The sequence below is a fragment of the Methyloceanibacter marginalis genome, assembly GCF_001723295.1.
GTDB classification, from domain to species: Bacteria; Pseudomonadota; Alphaproteobacteria; order Rhizobiales; family Methyloligellaceae; genus Methyloceanibacter; species Methyloceanibacter marginalis.
This window is the reverse complement of record NZ_LPWD01000287.1, coordinates 1-7,225: the sequence shown is the minus strand read 5'-3', so window position 1 is coordinate 7,225 and position 7,225 is coordinate 1. Positions and strand designations below refer to the sequence as shown.

Annotated in this window: 5 protein-coding genes and 2 pseudogenes; 4 read left to right on the top strand and 3 right to left on the bottom strand. The window is 61.9% G+C overall.

Annotated elements, in window-relative coordinates; translation table 11 throughout:
* Positions 1-41: 41 nt before the first annotated feature.
* From AUC71_RS10980 to AUC71_RS10970, 3 genes are all read right to left on the bottom strand, one after another.
* Positions 42-1,577: a DUF1254 domain-containing protein gene (locus AUC71_RS10980; RefSeq protein ID WP_069624297.1), complete on the bottom strand. Its 1,536-nt coding sequence runs from the start codon at positions 1,575-1,577 to the stop codon at positions 42-44.
* 25 nt (positions 1,578-1,602) lie between these two features.
* Positions 1,603-3,048, bottom strand: coding sequence for a DUF1254 domain-containing protein (locus AUC71_RS10975; RefSeq protein ID WP_069624296.1), 1,446 nt, complete (start codon positions 3,046-3,048; stop codon positions 1,603-1,605).
* 109 nt (positions 3,049-3,157) lie between these two features.
* Positions 3,158-4,204: a helix-turn-helix domain-containing protein gene (locus AUC71_RS10970; RefSeq protein ID WP_083238299.1), complete on the bottom strand. Its 1,047-nt coding sequence runs from the start codon at positions 4,202-4,204 to the stop codon at positions 3,158-3,160.
* Between the two features lie 349 nt (positions 4,205-4,553).
* Here AUC71_RS10970 and AUC71_RS10965 point away from each other — a divergent pair, with 349 nt between their 5' ends.
* The 4 genes and pseudogenes from AUC71_RS10965 to AUC71_RS10950 all read left to right on the top strand — a co-directional run.
* Positions 4,554-5,537 (top strand): murein L,D-transpeptidase catalytic domain family protein, encoded by a 984-nt coding sequence (locus tag AUC71_RS10965; protein WP_069624295.1) that lies wholly within the window; start codon positions 4,554-4,556, stop codon positions 5,535-5,537.
* Between the two features lie 103 nt (positions 5,538-5,640).
* Positions 5,641-5,997: a DUF805 domain-containing protein gene (locus AUC71_RS10960; RefSeq protein ID WP_069624298.1), complete on the top strand. Its 357-nt coding sequence runs from the start codon at positions 5,641-5,643 to the stop codon at positions 5,995-5,997.
* A gap of 56 nt (positions 5,998-6,053) precedes the next feature.
* A pseudogene (locus tag AUC71_RS10955) lies at positions 6,054-6,624 on the top strand (NnrU family protein).
* Positions 6,625-6,731: 107 nt separating this feature from the next.
* Positions 6,732-7,225 (top strand): annotated as a pseudogene (locus AUC71_RS10950) (3-methyl-2-oxobutanoate hydroxymethyltransferase); the annotation flags it as partial.

Sequence of the window (7,225 nt, the reverse complement as noted above, 5' to 3'; positions counted from 1 at the left end):
CCTTCGGGGGCGGCTTGTGTCGTTTTAGGACTCCGGGAGCCTCACTCCGCTTTTTCTATGTCTCCCGGCTTCCAGCTTCCATCGATCGCAGCTTGCGCCGGGGCGTAGAGCCGCAGAATAGCGAAAAAGCCACGGCCCGGTGCCGTCGCCAGCCAGTTGTCTTCTTTTCCTTCAGGCGCTTTCGCGCCGATATAGATATCGGTGCTGCCATCCTCATTCCGCTTGGGCTTATCGAGCTTGCCGAGCGACGGGAACGGCTGCCCGTTGTCCAAACCGGAGGCGTTCTCCGCTTCATAGAGGGTGACGGACCAGAAGAGCTCCGCAGGGATGTCTTTCGGCAGGTTGACCACGTAGTTCTGATCTCCCACCAGCGGATCGCCCTCCGCATCCTCGAACGCGATCATGTAGAAGGCGCCTTTGCCCGGCGTCATCGACACCATGCCCGGACTGATCGAGTAGTAGTCGGTAAAGAACCATGCCCGCGCATCAAGCTCCCGGTATCCCGCGTCGCTTGTCGCCTTGAAGGTCAGGTCGAGGGGAGTCTTGGGCCAGCGCGCGGTCACGTTGTTGACCGGGTTCAGCCATTTGCGGTCATCGTAGACATGGAAGTCGGCGCCCTTGATGCCCGGCTTGAACCCGAGCACGCGGCTCGTCTTGTACCCGGTCTTCGCGGCGGCCTCTAAGATCGCCCGCGCGCGCTCGTCCGGCTCGAACGGCCGGTCAGTAGCAATGCCGATGCCTTCCAGCATGCCGAGCCAATCGGGGCCGGCGAGATCCGTGCCCTCGTCATCCACGATCTGCTTGAGCTGATCGAAGGCCGTTGCATCGCTTCTGGGCAGCATATTCAGCTCGCGACCAGAGGCGTCGGGGAATTCCATCGCTTTGGCGCTGTCCTTCTGGCCGAGCGGATAAATCACCGACTGCTTGAGGAGATCGACCGCGGGGCTGGTATCTGCCGGGTCCTGATAGAACGCGCGCAGGAAGATGAAGACATTGTACGTTTTCGAGCGGTAGACGAAGTAGCCGTCCGGGACGTCGCCCTTGTAGTGGGGCGGCAGGATCAAAAACTTGCCACCCGCTCCGGCATCCGGGCCCGGAAGACCGAGGTCACCGAAGAACTTCCCGCCATCGACCGGTATGGGGCGCTGCCAGAAATCGAGCAGGATGCCTTGCAACTTCGGCGGTGCCTCGAACACCAGCGGCCCGGTGTCGGCGAGGTTTGCGAACACCATGCCATAGATGAGGTCGGAGTTCGGTGTCGTGATCTTTGTCTTGGCGTCGAGACGCTTCGTCCAGATCGGCATAACGTTGTAGCCCGTGCCGAACGCCTCGGCGGCACCGTCCCGCATGCCTGCCGTATTCAACAGCGGCATCGCCCAAAGGTAGGTCTGCGTCGCCCGCTGAAACAACAGCTCATCCATGAGCGTCTTGGCCGTTTCCGCAGTCGGGCGGTTCTCCTGGAACGGCAAGTCTGCCAACGCCTCGAAGCGGTCAGCTTGCGCGCGAACACTTACTGGTCCGGCAACCGCAGCCATGAGAACGAGCGTGGCTGCGGCCAAAACGTGATGCTTCTTCATTTTTCGGTCCTCCCTGACCGACCTGTCACTCAATCTTCTCGATGTCGGGCAGCGCCCACGACTTGTCGAAGAACGGCTCGGTCGGGCCGTAGAAGCGGAAATAGGCGAACCATCCTTTGTCCGCGTTGGTCTGCACCCAGTTCGTTTCGTGACCCTCGGGCGCTTCGGGCCCGAAATAGACGTCGATCGAACCATCGTCGTTCTTGACGATGTCTTCCTTACGCGAGGAGATGTCGGGCCGTCCTTGTTCGGTGACCTGCATCTGCCGCGTGCCCTCGTCATAAGCCGTGACCGACCAAAAACCTTTGGCGGGCGGGTCCGCGGGAACGTGCAGCTTGTAAGTGTTCTCGCCTGAGAGCCATTCGCCGTCCCCGTCTTTGTATGACGCGATGTAGCGCTGGCCGACGCCCGGCGTTTGCGTCAGCATGGCCTTCGAGATGACGACCGCCTCGTAGAACCAGGCGGCCCGCTCGTCGAGCTGATCGTAGGTGTTGGCCTTCTGGTCGGTCGAAACGACCAGCGCGTGCTTCCAGTTGGTGCCATCCCAGAAAGGCGGCTCGACGCGCTTGTCGGTCGTGTTGGCCTTGGCCATGGCCTCGCCGACGATCACGCCGTCTTCGAGGATTTTCTTCTGACGCGCGTCGGGCTCGAAAGGCTTTCCCTTTTCGATGCCGAGAAACTTCAACTGCGCCATGATCAGCCTGTCGCGCTCGTCGACCGCGTTGCGCTGGATGACCTCGTTCAGGCTATCCCAATAGGGCATGCCGTGGGGCGCCATCTGGCTCCACTTCTTGTCGCCGGCGCTGCGCACGGGCATCGGCTCGCCCGTCCCTTCAGGCGTCCAGCTATAGGTCTTGATCTGCGGGACCAATTCCGCGATCGCCTTTTCCTTGTCGTCGCCCAAGAGCCGGAATCCGGCCAGCACATCGCGGCTCGGCGACTCCACGACGAAATAGCCGTCGGCCTCGACCGGGCCGTACCCAGGCGGCAGGATCAGGTACTTGCCGCCCTTGCCCATGTCGGGACCGACGACGCCGAGGTCGGCAAGCACGCGCTGCCAGTTGTCGAGAACCATGCCCGCGATCAGGCCTGCGGGCACCTCAATGACAAAGGGCCCTGTTTCCTTCAGATCGATAAAGGTGGCGATGTAGGGAGTCGTATAGTTCGGCGTCAGGATGCCGAGCTTCTCGGCGAAATCGAGGTAGGACAGCATCTCGCCGCTCTTGCCACCGAAGACGTCATAATGCGCGCGTCGCCACTCGTTCAGGCCGACGGCCGGTATGCCCCAAATGTACGCCTGTGAGGCCCGCTGGAAGTCCATTTCGTCGTAGAGCTTCTGCACCGTCTCGGCCGACGGGTATCCGCTCTCAAACGTGAGTTTTCCGATCCGGGTATCGACGGTCTCTTCTGCCATTGCGTTTACCGTCGAGAGAGCGGCAATCACCACGCCGGTTGCGAATAGCTTCCACATTTCACAGCTCCCATGTTTGGTCTGCGCTGGAGACAAATTGGGATTTGCGGCAAACGTAGCTACGGACCTCGCCGAACTCTATGCGGATCGTGCCAATTTACTTCCGCCTTTAAGAGGTAATTCCGGCCTTTCGGCGGTATTGCGCGAGCGTTTCGGAAGGGCGCTCGCCGAACAGCTCACGATACCACCCAGAGAGACGGCCCAGCTCGCTAATGCCCCAACGATTGGAGATAACCGCGATCGTGCAGGCCCGCTCAGCGTCTAAGGCCAGATCGCTTCGGATTCGGTGAAGCCTAAGCTTCCGCACATAAGAATGCGGGGTCTCGTCGAGAACCTCGTTAAACGCTCGGTAGAGACTGCGTCGCGATGCGGAGGCGGATCTTGCGATTTCGTCGATACGCAGAGGCCGGTCCAGGTTCTCAATGATGAAATCGCGTGCCCGCGCGACGATACGGGCATATCCGCGAGGATTAAGTCCGCCCACCAGCGTTCGCGGTCGGCGTCCAAGATGTTCGATGAAGGTGTCAAGGAAACGATAGCCGAGGACCGCGTTGCCAGACCCGTAGGTTTGCCGGCCCGCATGAAGCGCCTCGAATTGCTTTCCTAGCCTATTAACAGCGCCCGCCGGCAAACGGCGCGCATGAACACCGCTTCCACCCAATGAACGCAGATTCAATGTGAGGCCGCGATCCTCTGCAAATGCCTCTAGACGCTCGAATGACAGCGTGACAGAGGCGTAGATCGATCCCGGCGTATAGAGAGCGTCATGCTCGTCACCCGGCATGAAGATGCCGCAGTCGCCCGTTGTGACTTCCTTCAGCCAATGACGTGTGCCGCCGGCAAGTCTGACGCCGATGCCAAGCGTGACCATGGTCTCCGACAGAGGGCCTCTTAGCGCCACCCGGCCTCCGATAAGACCGGTGCTGAAAAGCAAGCCATCATGATCGGCGAAGGCGAGGCTGCCTGTGACCGGGGCGCTCGACATCTGGACAGCCTCAAGTCCGGCGCCGAGTACCGCGTCGCTCAAGTCTTCGATGCGAGCGATACGTATCCGCGTCCAATCACTGCCGCTGTTCGATCCCTGCTTGCCGAACGGCGAGATCGGGTCTGCGCCAGCTTCACCCTCGCGATTGAGAGACAGTGCGGCGTCTTCCATCTGGGCCTCTTCCCTTGCCCAAAGACTGTATTATCTAGACCTAGAACGCTGATCGAAAGCATTAGTTGGGCATGGCCGTTAGGGTCATTGCCGGCCCAAAAGGGGTGTCCGTTTAGTCCGCATTCCAACGGCGGAAATGGTGGATTGATCCCGTCGCAGAGCATCATGATCCCAGACGCCAGCAAGGTGCTTGTTGCCGGATGGAGGCCGTTCGCCAGGCGTGAGCGGGCCGGAGGAATCGCCTAAGATATGACAACAAATTTTCCGACGGTCTGAGTGGGCGGGGCGCATAAGCCTCGGACGGGCAATCCAACATCGACCGAGAGACTTCCACAGGAGATTTGAACCGGTGCGTTTGACAGCTCTGTGTCTTGCCATCCTTGGCCTCGCGCTCGCCGCGCTCGTGCCCGGCGTCACGCGGGCGTCCGCCGCCGAGCAGGCGTCCGACATTCCGCCCTGGCTGCGGGCGCATGTGGGCGACGGCGAAGGAAAGATTAGCGAAGTGGTGTTGCGGCGCGCGCGCGGGCTCTATCTGGAGAAGGTGCGCGAAGGGAAGGCCAAGAACCCGTGCTACTTCGCCATGGACGCCACGCGCCCCAGCATTGTGAGCAATCAGCGCGGGCGCCGGTTCTACATCATCTGCGAGGCCGACCGGTCGTTCCGCGCGGTCTCGTCGGGTTACGGCAACGGCAGCAATCTGCGCGGCCTGGCCAATTATGCGAACGGGCAGCAATGCGCCAAGAATTTCAGCAACGCGGAAGGCTCGAAGCTCACGACCGGCGGCGCCTATTGGACGGCCGAGACGCGCACCTCGTTCAAGGGCTATTACCGCACGGGCGGCAAGCGCGTGCCGCTGCTGCGCTCTTTCCTGCAGTTCGAGGGGGAGGGCGATACGGCCAACGCCCGGGAACGCGCCATCGGCGGACACCCGGCCGTGCTCCTGCGGAACATGTGCCGGGCGAAGGATCCTAAAGACCCTTACGCGAACGAGGAGGGCTACGTCGCCTACGGGTCGTTGCTGGATTACAGCGCCGGGCGCAGCAATGGCTGCACCAGTTGGACGCCGGCGGACTCCGAGAAGATCTTCGAGATCATCAAGGACAGGCCGACGACGGTCTACATCTACCCGGAATCAACCGACATCGACGCGGTCGCGGCGGCGGTGAAGGCCGGCAAGTCGCCGGCGCGCGCCGGGCTCTACTGGAACGCCGCCTGCTTGCGGGCGATCGGCGCGCCGAAATTCTGGCCGAAGGAAACGCTTGAGCCGATCATCGACAAATATCGCAAAGCGCATCCGCCGGGTCCGCCGCGGCCCTTGCCGATCTGCCGGTGAGTGGTGCCCGCGCGGCGCATCGCTTCCGGTCTTCCCCATGATGCTTCCGGTCTTGCCCCGTGATAATCTCGCGCTCTCGATTCTCGGGAAGGGGGGCTCAATCATGGATTACAAGCAGTTCTATCTGTCGGCCCAGGGCCGGGTGAACCGCAAGCAGCTCTGGCTTTATCTGGTGCTGCCGGCGGTGGTGGTCAGTCTGATCTTGTCTCTCATCGATGCCGCCATCGGCACGGTCGATGCCGAGTCCGGGTTGGGGCTGTTGAGCGGGCTGTGGTCGCTGATCATTCTGATCCCGGCCATCCTCATCTACATCAAGCGCTTCCACGACCGTGACAAGTCCGGCTGGTGGGTGCTGATCGGTCTCATTCCCATCATCGGCGCTCTGTGGCTGCTGATCGAGCTCGGGTTCCTCAAGGGCACGGACGGCCCGAACCGCTACGGTCCGCCGGTCACCGACTAACGCCTTCGTCTCTTCGCGAGACCAGGAGGCCCCGCAGGCAGTGTGGGGGCTGAACCATGGCTTTGCTGATCGCCGGCATCGTCGTCTTTCTCGGCATTCATCTGCTGCCGACCTTTCCCCATGTGCGCGACACGCTGATCGCGCGCCTGGGGGAGACCGGCTACAAGGCCGCCTTCGGCGTGCTGTCGCTGGCGGGGCTCGTGCTGCTCGTCTGGGGCTTCGCGGTTGCCCCGTGATCCAGGTCTGGTCGCCGCCGCCTTGGACGCGGTGGGTGGCTATCGTGCTCATGCTGCCCGCCTTCATCTTCCTGGTGGCGGCGTATGTGCCGGGCCGCATCAAGGCCACGATCAAGCACCCGTTCCTCGTGGCGCTCAGACCTGGGCGCTGGCCCATCTGATCGCCAATGGCGATCTCGCCTCGATGCTGCTGTTCGGCTCGTTCCTGGCTTATGCGGTCTATGACCGGATCGCGCTCAAGGGGCGGACACCCACCGCGCTGATCGGCACCACGGGGAGAGGCGGCGTCCGGAACGATGTCATCGCCGTGGTGCTCGGCGTCTTGTTCTACGTGATCTTCCTGGTGTGGCTCCACCCGCTCCTGATCGGACGGGCGGTTGTGACGCATTAATCTACGCGCATTCGCTCTGTTTTTGCGCTGCACAAAACCCCATATTTCTGTCATAAGGACCCATAAGTTTCCGAACCTGTGTTTTCGAACGTGCGAGGCCGAAGCCCGTGTCGCAAAGCTTTGAATTCAAACGCGTAACCGCGCCCGCCATCGCCAAACGGAAGGGCGGGCAGCCGATCGTCGCGCTCACCGCCTATCATGCTCATACGGCTCGGATAATCGATCCGCATGTGGACATTCTGCTCGTGGGCGACTCGCTCGGCATGGTCATGCACGGCTACGAAACCACCGTGCCTGTGCCGCTCGATCTCATGATCATGCATGCGCAAGCTGTGGTGCGCGGCTCCAAGCAAGCGCTCGTCGTGGTCGATATGCCTTTCGGCTCCTATGAGGAAAGCCCGGCCATCGCGTTCCGCAACGCCGCCCGTGTCCTCAAGGACGACCGGCTGCGGCGCGGTCAAGCTCGAGGGCGGCGTGCATATGGCCGAGACCATCAAATATCTCACGAGCCGGGGCATCCCGGTAATGAGCCATATCGGGCTCACGCCGCAGGCGGTGAACCAGATCGGCAGCTTTCAGCCCCAAGGGCGCCACCGTTCCG